The sequence below is a fragment of the Microbulbifer sp. ABE4_465 genome (genome assembly GCF_056160765.1).
The window spans coordinates 754,695-770,657 of the sequence record NZ_JBSWXV010000001.1; the positions used below are offsets into that span (position 1 = coordinate 754,695).

Below are 15,963 nucleotides of genomic sequence, written 5' to 3' on the forward strand. Positions count from 1 at the left end.
GCAGCTGGATCCCGGATCAAGTCCGGGATGACGACTTAAAAACTCCGCCCCAAAATCCGCTTGGCCGCATCCAGGGCAAAATCCCGGTACTCGCCTTCTATACGTACCATTTCCTTCTCAAACGCGAACTTCTCCTTGCGAGAAAGCTTCTTCCAATCTTCCAGAATCGGAATATGGCTGGTCTTGTCCGCTACCTGATAAAACGCCACAAACTCCTCTTTCACCGCCGGCTCAACCTGCAGCGAATCCAATAGAACACGGATACGCAGGGATGCTTCGGTCAGCCCCACGCCCTCTTCCAGCAGCGTTTTCGCAATAATCTGAATACTGTTGTTTACCCGGTCCCGCTGCGCGTCGGCCGCCGCCTCCAGCTCTGCCAACTGCCGTGCCTGACGCTTGCGCGCGGCGCGCAGTTCCAGGCAGTAATAAGTGGCAATGGCAGAGAGCACGAGAATAATCAGCCCGGCAACTACCAGGATCCACACGGGTACTTCGGTCATGGGAGGTTTACCTTCAACAGTGCCAGCCCGAGGCTGGCGGTCACAATAGAAAAGAGTGTACTGATCGCGATGATGTTGGCGGCAAGCTGGCTGTTGCCACCGAGCGCGCGCGCCATGATAAACGACGCAGAGGCCGTCGGAGTCGCGGCGAGCAGAAACAGAATCGCCATGGATTGGGTGTCCAGCCGGAACAGCAGGCCAATACCCAACAGCACCAGCGGCACGATCAGCAACTTGAATACACTTGCGGCAAAAGCGCCAAAAGAACTGCGGCGCAGCATACTGAGATCCAGCGTTGCACCGATACACAACAGAGCCAGCGGCAAGGTAACCGAAGCGAGGTACTCACCCGTTTGCACCACCATGTGCGGCAGCTTGAGCCCAACGGCCTTTGCCAGTAACGCCGCAACAATCGCGACGATCAGTGGGTTTCTGGCAATGTCTTTTAGCAGCTTGCTCCAGCTGAACTTGGCCTTCTGGGAATACACTGCAAACAGCGCAACCGCAGCGATATTGTAAAAGATCGTGATGACCGCCATCAGCAGAGCCGCCTGTGCCAGACCCGCCGGACCATAGGCGTTTGCCGCCCAGGCAAGGCCGATAATACCCAGATTGCCGCGGAAAGCGCCCTGAATAAACGCACTGCGATCGCCATAGGCCAATGGTCGCGCCACCACCCAGGCCAGGGGAACCGTCAGCATGGTGCCGATCAATCCCGCCAGTAGCAGCGGCCATTCATCCCCAAGATGGGCGTCGGAACCGAAGATATTGAAAAACAACAGCGCCGGCAGCGTTACCAGAAACACCAGCTTGGACGCATCATCGACAAAGGATTCGCTGAGCAGTTTGACCCGCGCAAGTCCGTAGCCCACCAGCAGGGTAAGAAAAATCGGCGCGGTGACCGCAAGCGCGAAGGAAAAGGTTTCGAAGATTGCGTTCAAAACTTATTCCGCTTCGCTCTCTGTTTCAGTTTCGGTTAGCGCTTCGTTTTTCGGTTCCGGTGATGGCAGCTTGTGGCTATCTTCCGCTTTCTCGCGCAGGTCAGCGGCAATCTGCTTGCGGGTCTTGGCGCCGAGCTTTCGCAGGCTGTCGATGCGCTTCACCGCGTTGCCGCGGCCGGTGGCGAGGCGCTTGTAGGTTTCCTGATAGGCCTCATCGGCCTGGCGGATGCGACTGCCGAGGTTATCCAGTGATTCCAGCACCAGCGCAAACTGGTCGTGCAGCTTGCCGGCCTCGTCGGCGATTTTTTCCGCGTTCTTGTTCTGCTTTTCGTAACGCCAGATATTCTCCACCGTGCGCAGGGTTGCCATCAGGGTGGTGGGGCTGACCAGAACAATCTGGCGTTCATAGGCGAAGCGGAACATCTCCGGGTCTGCCTGCATGGCGAGCATGTAGGCAGCTTCGATGGGGACGAAAATAAACACGAAGTCGAGAGTGCGCACCCCTTCCAGCTGCTCGTAGGCCTTTTTGTTGAGGCCGGTGATATGGGCCCGCAGCGAGTTCACATGCTGCTTCAGTGCCGCGGTGCGCTCCTCATCGGTTTCTGCGGAAGCATAGCGTTCGTAATCCACCAGAGAGACCTTGGAATCGATGATCAGGTCTTTGTTCTCCGGCAGGCGCACAATCACGTCCGGCTGGCGGCGGCGACCATCACTGGTAAAGCTCACCTGGGTTTCGTATTCGCGGCCCTTCTGCAGGCCGGACTCTTCCAGAAGGCGCTCCAACACCACCTCGCCCCAGTTGCCCTGGATTTTGCGATCGCCTTTGAGCGCAGAGGTCAGGTTGAGCGCCTCGTCGCTGATGCGCTGGGTCTGTTCCCGCAGAGCCTTGATCTGCCCCATCAGGCTGTTGCGTTCGGCATTCTCGCGGTCGTAGACATGCTCAACCCGCTTGCGGAAATCGCCCAACTGGCGCTCCAGCGGGTCGAGGCTCTTGCGCAGGCTGTCTTCACTGCGGCGTTGGAAAGCCTGCTGCTTCTCTTCAAAGATGCGGTTTGCCAGGTTCTCAAACTGCTGGGTCATACTGGCCCGGGTCTGCTCCAGCTGCTGCTTCTGCTCCGCAAGCGCGGCCTCCCCCTTCTCTACCAGTACCTGATAGCGGGCCAACTGGGTGGATTTTGTATCCAACTCCGTGCGCAACTGCTGGATATCCAGCTCGTGACGGGATTCCTGCTCACGGCTGCTGTTGAGCTGCGCCAGCACCACCTGATGCTCTCCCTGCAGCGCCTGCAAGCGCCGGTTGACCGCAGAGCGACTGATCCATGCAGCGATGGTCACAAAAAGTACAACCAATACACCCGCCAGCACCGCTTGCTCTAGAGTGACCTGGAGAGGAAACGAAATCATAGAAAACTCTTAAACTTATTGAGGTGGCCCGGAATACCCACGCGACGCGCTGCGGGCAAATGACCTGCCAGTCCCGGCGCTGAATGCGGTATTCTTGGCCCGATTAGCACACCCTGCCACCGTGAGCGGGTTGCCGAATTGAGGGAAACAGGTTTTCGTTATGCCCAATGGAAGCGGCCATTCTAACAAGGCCCCCAGCGCATTGATATTCGATTCCGGCGTCGGCGCCATCAGCATTGCCCGCGAGATCCGCCGGCAGATACCCGCGCTCACCCTGCATTTCGGGGTCGATAACGGCTTTTACCCCTACGGCACCAAAAGCGAGGAGGAGCTGCGCCCGCGTATCGTCGAGCAGGCCTCCGCCATGATGGCAGCCACCGGGGCCGATATTCTTGTTGTCGGCTGCAATACCGCCAGCACCCTCGCCCTGCCGCAATTGCGTGAAACACTGAGCCAGCCGGTTGTCGGTGTCGTTCCCGCCATCAAACCCGCGGCCCAGGAGACTGAGAGCGGTGTTATCGCACTAATTGCCACCGAGGGCACCGTCAACCGCCGCTATACCCGCGAGCTGATTGAGCAGTTCGCCAATGGATACCGGGTAATCAATGTGCCAGCACCGGAACTGGTTCGGCTGGCTGAAGCAAAATTACGCGGGGACACTATCGCCGCCGCCGATCTGGAGCCGGTATTGCGCCGCATATTCCACACCGCCGGTGGCGATAAAGTGGATATCGCGGTGCTTGCCTGTACCCATTTCCCCCTGCTGCGAGAAGAGTTGGACGCGTTTGCACCACGGCGTATCCGCTGGCTCGATTCAGGCCCTGCCATCGCCCGTCGTGTGCAATGGTGGCTGGAAGAGCTGAAGCTCGTACTACCGGAGACTGCAGGCGCAAGCCAGCTACTGAGTAGTGCCCCGGACACAGAACAACGGATCGCCCTCGCGTTTGCCGAGTTCTCCCCCGCCCAGCATCAGCCAGTGAGCTAATTGGTGATTATTTAGCCCGGCCGCGACCGTTGACAGCTCCCCCGCAAAACGCGACTGTTACCCGCCATACACGCTCATAAAATTTCAAGAATCAGGTTCGCCTTTCCATGCTGCAACCGGCATTCCCTGTCCTGCAAATTCTCGCGCAACTCCCACCCGGAGGCCTGCTGCTGACACCCAACAACCGCCTGCGCAATCGCTGCCAGCAGGTATATGCCAGCGAACAGCCTGCCGGCGCCAGCTGGGCACCGCCCGCGGTGGAGTCTATGCAGGGCTGGCTGGACAAATTGTGGTTTACCCTGCAACAGCAGGGTTGGCAACCGGCAATACAGCAGGTACTGAATCGCGAGCAACGCCAACTGCTGTGGCAGCGGGCGTTCGATGAAGCGCTGGAAAGAGAGTTACTGAACAGTGTGCAGTTGTGCCGCGATGCGGACGGAGCGCTGGCGCAGTTACTACAGTGGCAACTGGTGGACGACCTGGACCAGCTCGACAGCGCCATCGAACCACTGCTGGAACAATTCGCCCTGTCGCTCAGCGCCGACGAATTCCCGCTGTTTCGCATGATTCGCGCCTTCGCTCATCAGTTACGTCTACACAATGCCATTACTCCGGACCAACGCGATCTGCGTATTCTACAGGCGTTCAACGAGGGTGCACTGCCAAAACTACCGCAGATCGATACCGCCGGATTCGCGCAGATATCCCCGCTGTACAAATCCATCATCGAAAGCGCAGCCGAGAATGTCATCGACCACCCGGCAAGCAAACGCCAGGCAACAATCACGCGGGCAGCCTGTACCAATCTCGAAGAAGAGTTGTACCAGGCTGCGCGCTGGGCGGCACAGAAGCTCGAAGAAAGCGTCGCAACAAACAGCCGCGTCAGTGTCGGCATCGTGGTCAATAACCTCGGCCAGTGCCGCGCCCAGGTGGAATCCATATTCGCCCGCGTGCTGGAGCCACAGTTTCTCGACCCGGCGCAACCGCGCTATACCTTGCCATTCAACTTCTCTGCCGGTACCCCGCTTGCGCAGACTCCAGTCGGCGCTGCTGCGCTGCAGTTGCTCGAACTTATGGCGGATGAATGGGACTACTCCCAACTGCGAAACATCCTGTTCAGCCCCTTCTGGGGAAATGACGATGAACTCTGGCTGCGCAGCGCCCTGTTCCGCCGCTTGCGCAAACTGGAACTGCGCAAAGTCACCGGTGATACCCTGCGCTACTGGGCGGAACGTATTACCGATGAGCTGAAACTGGATTCTGCCCAGCTACCGCGACAACTGGAGCAGATCGGCGATCGCCAGCGGCGCTGGCAGCGGGCACCGGCAGAAATCTGGGCCGCGCGTTTTTCAGAGATTTTTACTCTTCTCGGCTGGCCCGGCGCGCGCAATCCCGACAGTCAGGAATACCAGCAGCTGATGCATTGGGAGAGCGCGCTCGAGAACTTCGCCACGCTTTCCGCCTTCGCAGGCTCACTGTCCGTCACACAGGCGCAGCAGCAACTCCGCCAGATTGCGAGCCGCACGCCCTTCCAGGCAGAAACCCGCGATGGGCCCCTGCAGATTCTCGGCGTTCTGGAAGCCGGCGGCCTCGCCTTCGATCATCTGCGCCTGGTGGGCTTTGGCCAGCAACAGTGGCCCGCCACCCCGGCACCCAACCCGCTGCTTCCGATCCAGTGGCAAAAACACTGGAAGATGCCCCGCGCCAGCGCCGAGCGCGAGCTGGAACTCGCCCGCGAACTCACCGGCGACCTGCTGAATGCCAGTGGCGATATCGTGGTCAGTTATGCCTGTGAAGAAGATGGCGTCCACCAGGGGCTGAGCAATCTGTTTGGCGAGCGCGTAGAAGCAGAGACCTTCGACAGCGACGGGCTTACGGAATACAACCAGCTACTTGTCGATGCGACTGCACTGGAAAAAATCACCGACACAACATTGCCACCACTCGTACCAGCAGACTGCGAGCGCGTGCGCGGCGGCGCCTCGGTCCTGAAGGCGCAAGCGCTGTGCCCGCTCAACGCACAGTTGCGCTACCGCCTCGGCGCCAGCGATTTCATGGCCCCCAGTATCGGCCTCAGCCCCGCAGAGCGCGGCAATCTGGTGCATCAGGTGTTAGCGGAATTCTGGCAAGCCTGTAGCGACTCAACGCAACTCAAGGCGCTGGGCGAAGATGCGCGCAATCAACAGATCGAAAACGCCATCGAGAATGCCCTGCGCGATATGCGCAAAAAACACGGGCACCTGCCCACCGGCTTCTGGGCCATGGAACAACAGCGGCTGTTACGACTGATGGACCAGTGGCTAGAGCTCGAATCCCAGCGCCCCGCATTTCGCGTGGAGAAAATCGAATGGGATCAACAGGTCTCCATCGGCGGGCTGCAGTTCAATCTGCGCCTCGACCGACTCGATCAACTCGACGGCGGCGAGCAGTTGGTGATCGACTACAAAACCGGTACACCGAGTATCAATGAGTGGCTACAGGAGCGCATTCGCGAACCCCAGCTACCCCTTTACGCCCTCTTTCAACCGCAAGCCCAGGCCATCGCCTTCGGTCAGGTGCGCACCAGTGATTGCAAGTGGAGCGGCTGCGGTGAACTGGAGCAGCCCATTAACGGCATCAAGCCCGTGGCAGACACCCAGAAAGACGCCCCCTACACCACCTGGCAGGATCTCAGTGACTACTGGCGGCACGGCCTGGAACTGCTTGCCGGCGAATACCGCAACGGCGTCGCCACCCTCCAGTTCGACCGCCCTCAGGACAACACCAATCAGAGCGAACTCTGGCCGTTAAATCGGTGGCCGGAACGGGAGCAAGCAGCACAATGACCGAAGTAGTACCCAATCCTGCCGTCTCCCAGCCCATCGACGCCGAGGCCCGCACCCGTGCACTGGATATTACCCGGAGCTTCGCCGTTTCCGCACCTGCGGGTTCCGGTAAAACCGGCCTGCTCACCCAGCGTGTGCTAAAACTACTGGCCAGTTGCCAGCAACCGGAAGAAGTGCTCGCCATCACCTTTACCCGCAAAGCCGCGGGCGAGATGCGCGAGCGTTTGATCGAGGCACTGCAGACCGCGCGGGATACAGAAAGACCCGAGAACCCGCACGATGCCATCACCTGGGACCTGGCCAGCGCACTACTGGGGCGGGATCGGGAACTGAACTGGCAACTGCTGCAGATGCCCCAGCGCCTGCGTATCCAGACCATTGATGGTCTGTGCCGCAGCCTTGCCAGCCAGTTGCCAATCGAAAGTGGCCTGGGTGCTCCGGGAGAACCGCTGGAGCAAACCCAGATCGCCTTTGAAATGGCGGTGGTGAACCTGCTCAAGTCCCTGGATGGCGACGAGGCGGATACCGCCCTGCAGCAACTGCTGCTGCACCTGGATAATGACCTGGGTCAGCTCAACAAACTGTTGCAGATACTGCTGGAAAAACGCGATCAGTGGCTGGGCCCTCTCTTGGGCGTAGGACAAAAAGGCGCGCAGGATTATTTTCACTTTGCCATTGATGAGCTGGTAACCGATCGTCTCACGGAGTTGGCTGAATGCCTGTCTGTTTATCAGGGTGAATTGCTGGAGCTGGCAGACTTCGCAGGAAGCTACCTGCGCGACAATTCCGTGGCCCATCCACTGACAGTATGTGCCGGCATTGTCGAGCTACCCGGTACCGATGCCAGCGCCCTGCCCCAGTGGCTGGCGCTGATCAATATGCTGGTCACGGACAAAAATGGCCCGCGCAAGCGCGTGGACAAGCGCCACGGTTTCCCCACGGAAAAAGAAGTACCCGGGGCCGATGCCTACAAGAGCCGGCTTTACGCACTGTCTGCGGAACTGAGTGAAAACACCTCCGTATCGGAAGCGTTCAACGAAACCCGCAATCTGCCCACCGGATTACAGGAAAGCCAGTGGGAACTGCTGCAGGCGCTGGCGCTGGTGCTGCCGAAGTTGGTCGCGCAACTAAAGCTGGTGTTCCAGCAGCTAGGTGCCACCGATTACACCGAGGTCGCCCAGGCTGCACTAATCGCCCTCGGTAACAGCGACGAGCCCACCGACCTGGCACTAAAGCTCGACCTGCAAACCCAACATATTCTGGTGGACGAGTTCCAGGATACCTCGCAGATGCAGTTGCAACTGCTGGAGAAACTCACCGCCGGCTGGGAGCCCGGTGACGGGCGCACCCTGTTTATCGTTGGCGACGGCATGCAGTCCTGTTACGGATTCCGCAACGCCAACGTGGGCATTTTCCTCGACGCCCGCGCCCGCGGCATTGGCCACGACGACAACCGGGTGCCCCTGGAGCCACTGGACTTGCAGGTGAACTTCCGCTCCGAAGGTGCCGTGGTGGAATGGGTAAACGATACTTTCCAACTCGCATTTCCAGCGCAGGACAATATCAGCCGCGGTGCCGTGCGCTATCTGCAATCTCATGCGTTCAAGAGCACCAAGTGGCAGGCGCCGGCAGTGAATTTCTACGGTTGCGTGAATGACGAAACCCGGGATTTGGAAGCGGAAAAGGCAGTAAAACTTGTACAGCAGTTACGCGAGCAGGACCCGGAAGGTCGCATCGCCATCCTGGTGCGCAAGAAAAAGCACCTCGGCCGCGTACTACCTGCATTGAGCGCAGCCGGTATTGCCTTTCAGGCCCCCGACCTGGCACCACTGGCCAGTAAAATGGTCGTGCTGGACCTGCTCAGCCTTACCCGCGCCCTGCTCGATCCCAGTGACCGCATTGCCTGGCTTTCCGTATTCCGCGCGCCCTGGTGCGGACTGCAATTGCCGGACCTGTACACCCTCGCCAATTGGGGCAATCAAGCCGGTGACGGAACAGAAACCCGCGCACCGACAGATAGCAGTGCTCGCCCATTGATTATGGCTCTGCAGGAAATCGACGAGATTGCCCTGCTGAGTGACGACGCTCGTCAGCGACTGCACCGCTGCGCAGAGTCGATACACCAAACTTGGCAACAGCGGGGCCGCAAACCCCTGCGCACCTGGATCGAAGGCCTGTGGCTCGCCCTCGGTGGCCCAGCCACCGTAGCCCACAAAAGTGAACTGGATAATGTACAGGACTTCTTCCAGCTACTGGAAAAGTTCGACACTGGCAGCGCCATTGCCGACTGGACCCAATTCTACAACGCACTGGAAAAGCTCTTCGCCCGGCCCGGCCAGGACGCCAGTGTGCAGGTGATGACCATTCACAAATCCAAGGGTTTGGAGTTCGAGCACGTTCTGATTCCTGGGCTCGACCAGGGCGGCAAGCCCGGCGGCGACCAGTTGCTGCGCTGGGCCGAGTGGCTCAACAGTGAAGGCGAAAGCCGCTTTATGCTCGCCCCGAAAAGCGCCCGCGGCGACAAAGACCCGCTGTTTGACTACCTGCGTCACGACAACAGTGAACGGGAGCGCTTGGAAGGCACCCGTTTGCTATATGTTGGATGCACCCGCGCCATTCGCTCCCTGCACCTGCTCGCCTGCGTAAAACGGGACGAAAAGAAAGGAACCCTCAAGCCACCTGGCGCCGCCGCACTATTGGCCTGCATCTGGCCATCCATTCCGAGAGAAGAACCGAGCAACTGGTGCAAATGGCCGGAAGCACCCGAGCACGAAGACAGCGAATCGCGTGTGCGCAAGGATTACGACTATCTTTTGCGTCTGCCGCAACCCTGGGACAGTCCGGCGGCACCCACGCGGGATTGGTTGAGCCAGTACCGCACACCGGATTACAAACCGGCGGAGCTGACAGAAGCTAGCGAGCCCAACCTGCCAGACATGGGCCAGGTTGCGCTGCGCTGGTTCCGCCACGCGGGCACCGTGGCCCACGAAACCCTGGCCACCCTCACCGAATCACCCGCGATGCTAAACAAGTCGCCAGCAGAGCTGAGCGAACAGCTACGTCCCCTTTGGGATATACGTCTCGCACAGACTGGGCTCAGCGGCAGCAACCTGGAAAAAGCCCGGGGTAAAGTTGAGCAGGCGGTGGTGAATACGCTGAATTGTGAGACCGGGCGCTGGCTGCTTGATGCCAACCATAGGGACTCTGCGGCGGAACTGGAACTGCACAGCGGCGGCCGACAGATGAGACGCAATATCATCGACAGAACCTTTATCGATGACACCAATACTCGCTGGATTGTCGACTACAAAACCGCAGAGCCAATCGCCGGTGAAATCGAGGAAGCCTTTCTAGACCAACAGCTGGAGAAGTACCGGGGCCAGCTGGAAAACTACCGCCGCCTGTTTTATCAACGCGGAGAAAGGTCTATCCGCTGCGCGCTCTACTTCCCATTGCTGCAGCGGCTAGTTGAGCTTCCCCCGAAATAACGCGATGGAAAATCATCCTACCCATGGAGCCAGGAATACGACCACCTGCAGTTTCATCCCAATTAGTAGCGGGATTAAATGACAGGTATTGCGCTCCGACTCGAAAGCCGTGACACCTAAAACTGTTTCAAATGAAACCCTAGCCCTGCTCCCTACCACTAGGTAGCATAACTGCCCCGCAGCGCACGCCCTGCGGGCACGGACGCGTAAAAAATTATCGAAAAGTAGTGAATTAACCATGACCACGCAGCAGTTCGACGACCTGAACGTCGTCTCCCAGGACATCCTGATTACCCCGGAAGCGCTGAAATCGGAACTGCCCGTCAGCGAAGCTGCCGAAGCCTCAGTAGCCGCCGGACGCGCCGCAGTGCGCGACATTCTGGACCACAAAGACCACCGCCTGATGGTTGTGATCGGCCCTTGTTCCGTTCACGACGTAGATGCGGCCATCGATTATGCCAAGCGCCTCAAGGCGCTGGCGGACAAGGTCTCTGACACCCTGCTGATCGTAATGCGTGTGTATTTTGAAAAGCCCCGTACCACCGTGGGCTGGAAGGGCCTGATCAACGACCCGCACCTGGACGACTCCTTCAAGATCGAAGACGGCCTGCATATCGGCCGTAAATTGCTGCTGGATATCGCCGAGCTGGGTCTGCCCACCTCCACCGAGGCTCTGGACCCCATCTCCCCGCAGTACCTGCAGGATCTGATTTCCTGGTCCGCCATCGGCGCTCGTACCACTGAATCCCAGACTCACCGGGAAATGGCCAGTGGTCTCTCCTCCGCTGTGGGCTTCAAGAACGGCACCGACGGCAGCCTGGAAGTGGCCATCAACGCTCTCCAGTCCACCGCCAATCCGCACCGCTTCCTGGGTATCAACAAAGAAGGCCAGGTCGCCATCATCCACACCGCCGGCAACAAATACGGCCATGTGGTATTGCGCGGCGGTAATGACAAGCCAAACTACGACTCCGTCAGCGTTGCCATGTGTGAAAAGGAACTGGAAGCCGCCGGTCTGGTGCCAAATATCATGGTCGACTGCAGCCACGCCAACTCCAACAAAAACCACGAGCTGCAACCGCTGGTGGTCGACAATGTGACCCACCAGATTCTGGACGGAAACAAGTCCATTATCGGCATCATGGTGGAAAGCAACCTCAAGGCCGGCAACCAGAAGATCAATAAAGACCGCAGTAAAATGGAGTACGGTGTGTCTGTCACAGACAAGTGCATTGACTGGGAAACTACTGAATCCCTGCTACTGAATATGGCAGAACAGCTGCGCAATCCGTTGAAGGAGCGCATGGGGTAAAATCCAGCATAAATCGCGTTTCCCTTTCAAAAAACGGTCGGCATTGCCGGCCTTTTTTGTTTATAAACATACGGGATCACGCGCATATACAATCTAGACCCAAAAACATCTAGCGCACGCCAATTTATCAGGTAGTCCATCCGCGCGGTTCTTCCAGATTCACAGTGAACACAACCAATAAAATGCGCAGAAGGAACTGAATGCCAATGCCGGGCCCTAGATCCGCTTGCCACCAATACAAAATCATTTGTATTGCCGAAACTGAACGTATAATTTAAGCGGGAATCGAGCCACCGGAAGGAAATTCCAAGTGTCCAAGCAATCAGTATTGACTGAGTTCTCCGAAAAACTACTGCGCCCGAAAAGCTCGGAAGGTGCTGAAAACTGGGCCTTCGTAATTCTTCCGGGTGAAGTCAGCGCGACCCTTCCGAGGCGCGGACGCACCAGTGTCGACGGCTCCATCAACGGCCACGAATTTCGAGCGGTCCTCGAGCCCGACGGGAAAAAGAGCCATTGGCTGAAGATCGATAAAGACTTAATGGAATCCGCTGGCGCAGTTCACGGTGATATTGCAGAATTTGAGATTGAAGCAGTAGAACAGGAACCCGAGCCAGAGGTACCTGCAGATCTGAAACAAGCGCTAACAGCCTCACCACAGTCCCAGGCGACCTGGGATGCTACAACGACCATTGCCCGTATCGACTGGATTCACTGGGTCGAATCCGCCAAACAGGCGAAAACCCGTACGAAACGTATTCAGGATGCTTGCAGTATGCTCGCAGAAGGAAAAAAGCGGGTTTGCTGTTTTGACACTTCCGGTTTTTACAGTAAGGCGCTGAGTGCGCCGAAAACTGCGGACTAGTAGGTTGGCAAGCTAGCTCGCAATAATCACCAGTAGAGCCAGTGTAGGTGTACCACATCGGAATAGATAACCCCGCGAATACCACCCATCACGTCGTAGAGCACGGTGAACGGTCCCAGAATAATCACGGACGTAGAAAATCCGACACCGGTAATCAAATCAATCACGAGGGCAATACTATACCCGGTGACTCGCGGGAGCCCATAAGGGCCGCCTTATTGGCGGCCCTCACCCTCGGGCGTGCACAATCCGGCTCGCTGGCTACTGCACCATTTGTCGCGCGGGATCGTAGATTCGCTCCCACATTGCCACCATGGACTCCGACGATGTCGCGAGGTCGGTTACGTCCGCCCCCACCTCATTCAAATCCCAAAGCAGTGCGGGTAACAAACCGATGTGCGCTGTGCCTTTCTCGTTGTATTCCTGTACATAATCCGGCCAGTACGGATCCGCCGCTCCCTGGGCTTCAGCCTGTGCTAACCGGGTGGACTCATCCGGCGCGGTTGCGCAGGCATCGGCACCAAATCTCGGAGGGTTCATTTCGATAAATCCGTTGAAGTCGGAAGCAAACGCGGTTTTCACCCCGCGATCAGCAGCGTATCGATAGAACTGGGCAATTGATCGCGAAGATCCGTCGCAGTTATTCGCCACGCCCGACGCCGGGTAATCCTTCATTCGCTGGAGACCGGTGCGCAAACCAATGACACCGCCGGTCGCCCGGTAAAACTCCAAAGTCTCATCGGTAGTGACGTGTTCATTCAGAATATCTCGATCTTCCTGATACAGCAGTTCGTCGATGCGCGTATGGGAGTTAAACAATGGGTAGTAGTTGTGATTCTGGGATACGACCTGATAAATCTCGCGTTGGGATTTGAGCGGTAGATGCGCCATATCAATGATCATGTTTAATCGGATCATTTCGTCCAAGAGCTCGTACCCGCGCGCACTCATGCCGATGTCGTTATGGACTCCATCACTGGCCTCGGCGTAATCCACATCGCCGGTGTACCAGGCCTTCAACTGGGTGACGATCTCGAAAATATCCTGGTGGTACGCCGCTCCGGAAAAATCGTTGTTGGTTTGGTGCGCGATCTGTAGCGCCCTCACACCCATATCGTATACATCGTACAGCTGCTCACGCCAGGGGCCGTCGGATTCGGGGAACAGGTTGCTGGCTTCGATGGCAAGAATCACCGCCAGCTTTCCTTCGGCGATCGCACGACGGGCATGCCAGGGATCGAGTACGATTTCAAACCAGTCTTCCGAATCGTCCATTTTTTTCAGCTCGGTGATCTGGTGCCGGACGGACTCCATATCGAAGGGAGCGATACGGTTATCATGGTTACCGGACGCGATCATACCCGCGGCAAGCGTCTGGTTGGCAACAACGGACGCAACCATCAAGGTCAGCCCCCGCTCGTGGGCATCTTTTAACCATTCAGATGTGACCTGCTGGTGCTTGATGTCGTTCCAGCGCGGCCAGTTGATAAAATCAGGATATCCACTGGTTTCGCCGAGATGCGCCTTGCCGAGCTCGTGAATTTCGATTCCCAGCGGCTCCAGGGTGCCATGGTTGTCCCCGCTACACATAGTGACCTGTGTCATAAGATCGCCGGGCTGGTGGCTCCCCCAATACCACCCCTTGCTGTACGCGAGATCCGCGGTCTGATGCACGTGAACATCGGCAAAACCGGGCACAGGCCCTGCCGGCGCGCTCGTATCAGGTACCCACGGCTGGCCTTCTGACGGATTGCGCAGCAAGTCGAATCGAATACGCGCGCTGCCGACCGCTCCGATACCCACCGCATGAATCGATAAACGCTTGTCCTTTAGACCGCTGTATGACCGTATTACCTGGTCGCCGATGTTGCGACGCCCGCCGCTGAATTTGACCTCATCCAGCTTCTGTACGTTTCCGTTCGCGTCTGTGGCACACACCACTTCAACGACTCCGCCGCCAAGCCAGGTGCCGTGTTCCTTGGTAAATTTGATGGTAATTTGATCGACATCGAGGGCGTGTGGCTGAATAAACCGCTTGTCGGTAAAGGCCACAATTTCAGAAGTCTGATTGGTAACCAGCCTTCGCGGCCCAATGGTCCCGGGGCCATTTTCACTCTGAATTTCTGACATCATGTCATACAGGTTGTAAATGACGTCTGTATCCCCGCAGCTATATGCCACAGCTTTACCGCAGCCCAGTGCCACGGCACATACCACGCCCGCAAATAACATTTTCATTATCGTTCTCCTCATCACCTCGCTATGGGTGAGAAAACGATATGAGACAGGTTTTGGTATTTCCTTCGTGTGGCAAACTTTTGACGGAAGAATATTTTCTTCAATGAAATCAATTGTTTGTGAAACACCAAGAAACGATCAAATACAGGCGAGTACGGTTTCGGGGACTTTCAAATGCCCTCTTTTCCGGAACTGGGCAGGCGTCATACCCGTGTCAGCCTTGAAGTTCGCATAGAACACGGAATTACTGCTGAAGCCGCTGGCCAGCATGATGTCTGTAACAGAGCGGGCGCGCATTTCGGGATCGGCAAGCATCTGCTTGGCGGCCTTTACCCGGTACCCGTTGATGTAGTCGTAAAACCCGATATCGAGGTGGCGGCTGAACATTTTCGTCAGCTTTGCTGGCTGGGTGTTCAGGTCCTTCGCTAAAGTCTCAAGCGACAGATCGGAATCCAGATAACAACGAGTAATCCGCATATATTGATGCAATCTGTCCGCCAGGGCAGCGAGGCTGTCTTTGGCAACGGAATACCGCCACGATTGCCGAACACGCTCGACGTCCGTCTCACCAGAAATGGAACTTGGTTCACGTATAAGAATTGCGACAAAGCTGATCACAAACGCGATCAAACCCAGTAGCAGCACGTGCCGCAATGACACCTCAAACTGCATGAGTGCGAGTGTCCCGATCAACAACCACAGGCAGTAGTAGGAACCAACAAAGTAGTGCAACCAGGGTCGGTGCAAAGGCACCTGCCCGTCGTACTGGCGCACTCTTCGGTGATATTCGACAAGCACAAAAGGTGAATAGACAAGGAGCTGAATGAGAATCACCCAGACCGTACCCTCATCGGACGGCCACTGCCAGTTACTGAATTCCAGGCTGGTTCGGTAGTAACTGAGTTTGTTTACTGCATCACTGAGCCAGAATGGCACCGTTGCGAGAATGGCAATCAGGGAAGGAATGAAATGTGCAGCGACCAGTAACGGGTGCATCGACCGCCCATTCAGGTTGCGCAGATACAGGTAGGCCAAGGGTGCAAAAGCTATATCCAGCGGGTCCATCAGAAAAATCAGCCCGGTGAATCTTTCCGCCATGCCATAGCGAACCAGTGACATCTGCAGAGCCGCCGACCCCAAAATGAACAGGAACAGGCGCAAGGTCCAGGGAAGGTTTTTTGACGGCGACACTATCGCTACCAGAGAAGCCATCAAAAAACAGGAAAATCCAATAGGCAGAATCCAATCATCCAGCATATTTTTATTCTTTTGCCAGAAAAGTGTTTCCCTCACATTAAGGGTTAGGGAACCTCTGATCAAGTCCGTAATGCCGCAGCGTGACCTGAAGGCAGTAGCTGGTAGGCGCAGCTCGCAGTGAATGGCTAGCCCTTTACAAGAGCTGTAACGC

Annotated in this window: 11 protein-coding genes; 5 read left to right on the top strand and 6 right to left on the bottom strand. The window is 57.2% G+C overall.

What is annotated here, in order from left to right; all coding sequences use genetic code 11:
- Positions 1 to 35 precede the first annotated feature (35 nt).
- From ACXAG1_RS03055 to ACXAG1_RS03065, 3 genes are read right to left on the bottom strand one after another with little or no spacing between them, the layout of a single operon-like run.
- On the bottom strand, positions 36 to 500 hold the full coding sequence (locus ACXAG1_RS03055) for a DUF2489 domain-containing protein (protein ID WP_475118887.1): 465 nt from the start codon (positions 498 to 500) through the stop codon (positions 36 to 38).
- Positions 497 to 1,441, bottom strand: a complete 945-nt coding sequence (locus ACXAG1_RS03060) for an AEC family transporter (protein ID WP_475118888.1) — start codon at positions 1,439 to 1,441, stop codon at positions 497 to 499. Before ACXAG1_RS03060 ends, ACXAG1_RS03055 begins: the two co-directional genes overlap by 4 nt.
- Before the next feature lie 3 nt (positions 1,442 to 1,444).
- On the bottom strand, positions 1,445 to 2,845 hold the full coding sequence (locus ACXAG1_RS03065) for a DNA recombination protein RmuC (RefSeq protein ID WP_475118889.1): 1,401 nt from the start codon (positions 2,843 to 2,845) through the stop codon (positions 1,445 to 1,447).
- 160 nt (positions 2,846 to 3,005) lie between these two features.
- Here ACXAG1_RS03065 and murI point away from each other — a divergent pair, with 160 nt between their 5' ends.
- From murI to ACXAG1_RS03090, 5 genes are all read left to right on the top strand, one after another.
- Positions 3,006 to 3,830, top strand: a complete 825-nt coding sequence (murI, locus tag ACXAG1_RS03070; RefSeq protein ID WP_475092890.1) for a glutamate racemase — start codon at positions 3,006 to 3,008, stop codon at positions 3,828 to 3,830.
- Between the two features lie 107 nt (positions 3,831 to 3,937).
- The gene (locus ACXAG1_RS03075) at positions 3,938 to 6,655 is read left to right on the top strand and encodes a PD-(D/E)XK nuclease family protein (protein WP_475118890.1); all 2,718 of its coding nucleotides are present in this window, start codon (positions 3,938 to 3,940) and stop codon (positions 6,653 to 6,655) included.
- The gene (locus tag ACXAG1_RS03080; protein ID WP_475118891.1) at positions 6,652 to 10,143 is read left to right on the top strand and encodes a UvrD-helicase domain-containing protein; all 3,492 of its coding nucleotides are present in this window, start codon (positions 6,652 to 6,654) and stop codon (positions 10,141 to 10,143) included. Before ACXAG1_RS03075 ends, ACXAG1_RS03080 begins: the two co-directional genes overlap by 4 nt.
- A gap of 238 nt (positions 10,144 to 10,381) precedes the next feature.
- Positions 10,382 to 11,455 (top strand): 3-deoxy-7-phosphoheptulonate synthase, encoded by a 1,074-nt coding sequence (locus ACXAG1_RS03085; RefSeq protein WP_475092887.1) that lies wholly within the window; start codon positions 10,382 to 10,384, stop codon positions 11,453 to 11,455.
- A gap of 310 nt (positions 11,456 to 11,765) precedes the next feature.
- Positions 11,766 to 12,317 (top strand): YdeI/OmpD-associated family protein, encoded by a 552-nt coding sequence (locus ACXAG1_RS03090; RefSeq protein WP_475092886.1) that lies wholly within the window; start codon positions 11,766 to 11,768, stop codon positions 12,315 to 12,317.
- A gap of 26 nt (positions 12,318 to 12,343) precedes the next feature.
- Here ACXAG1_RS03090 and ACXAG1_RS03095 read toward each other — a convergent pair whose 3' ends face one another.
- The 3 genes from ACXAG1_RS03095 to ACXAG1_RS03105 form a co-directional block, all read right to left on the bottom strand.
- On the bottom strand, positions 12,344 to 12,493 hold the full coding sequence (locus ACXAG1_RS03095) for a sodium:solute symporter family transporter (protein WP_475093944.1): 150 nt from the start codon (positions 12,491 to 12,493) through the stop codon (positions 12,344 to 12,346).
- Between the two features lie 85 nt (positions 12,494 to 12,578).
- The gene (locus ACXAG1_RS03100; protein ID WP_475118892.1) at positions 12,579 to 14,555 is read right to left on the bottom strand and encodes a membrane dipeptidase; all 1,977 of its coding nucleotides are present in this window, start codon (positions 14,553 to 14,555) and stop codon (positions 12,579 to 12,581) included.
- Positions 14,556 to 14,693: 138 nt separating this feature from the next.
- The gene (locus ACXAG1_RS03105; protein WP_475092884.1) at positions 14,694 to 15,812 is read right to left on the bottom strand and encodes a helix-turn-helix transcriptional regulator; all 1,119 of its coding nucleotides are present in this window, start codon (positions 15,810 to 15,812) and stop codon (positions 14,694 to 14,696) included.
- Positions 15,813 to 15,963: the final 151 nt, after the last annotated feature.

Coding starts and splice junctions, on each gene's coding strand:
- ACXAG1_RS03105 (WP_475092884.1), bottom strand. CDS start 15,812: ATGCTGGATGATTGGATTCTGCCTATTGGATTTTCCTGTTTTTTGATG.
- murI (WP_475092890.1), top strand. CDS start 3,006: ATGCCCAATGGAAGCGGCCATTCTAACAAGGCCCCCAGCGCATTGATA.
- ACXAG1_RS03055 (WP_475118887.1), bottom strand. CDS start 500: ATGACCGAAGTACCCGTGTGGATCCTGGTAGTTGCCGGGCTGATTATT.
- ACXAG1_RS03065 (WP_475118889.1), bottom strand. CDS start 2,845: ATGATTTCGTTTCCTCTCCAGGTCACTCTAGAGCAAGCGGTGCTGGCG.
- ACXAG1_RS03100 (WP_475118892.1), bottom strand. CDS start 14,555: ATGAAAATGTTATTTGCGGGCGTGGTATGTGCCGTGGCACTGGGCTGC.
- ACXAG1_RS03085 (WP_475092887.1), top strand. CDS start 10,382: ATGACCACGCAGCAGTTCGACGACCTGAACGTCGTCTCCCAGGACATC.
- ACXAG1_RS03080 (WP_475118891.1), top strand. CDS start 6,652: ATGACCGAAGTAGTACCCAATCCTGCCGTCTCCCAGCCCATCGACGCC.
- ACXAG1_RS03075 (WP_475118890.1), top strand. CDS start 3,938: ATGCTGCAACCGGCATTCCCTGTCCTGCAAATTCTCGCGCAACTCCCA.